This is a genomic window from Chryseobacterium sp. SIMBA_029 (assembly GCF_046535275.1).
Classification (GTDB): Bacteria; Bacteroidota; Bacteroidia; order Flavobacteriales; family Weeksellaceae; genus Chryseobacterium.
In genome coordinates this window covers 1-229 of sequence record NZ_JAWRXA010000946.1, presented here as the reverse complement: position 1 = coordinate 229, position 229 = coordinate 1, and the positions used below count along the sequence as shown (strand labels likewise).

1 pseudogene is annotated in these 229 nt (G+C 37.6%); it reads left to right on the top strand.

The features are described from left to right. Positions 1-229 (top strand): annotated as a pseudogene (locus SB679_RS26615) (rod shape-determining protein MreC); the annotation flags it as partial.

The following is a 229-nucleotide window of genomic DNA, read 5'->3' as shown; positions in this document are numbered from 1 at the left end:
CTGCAAATTATTGCTCTGGTTTTGATATTCACTAGAAATGCCATGCAGAAATCCTGGATTGCAGGCCAAACAGCTGCATTTAATTCGTGGGTTTCCGGATATATTGATGAAGGAGTTTCTTATCTGAAGCTAAAACAGATCAATGAGGATCTTGTCATTCAGAATAAAGCCCTTATGACTGAACTTTATGGAAAAGACGGTGTAAAAAATCCTGTCTTCAGAAAAGTTC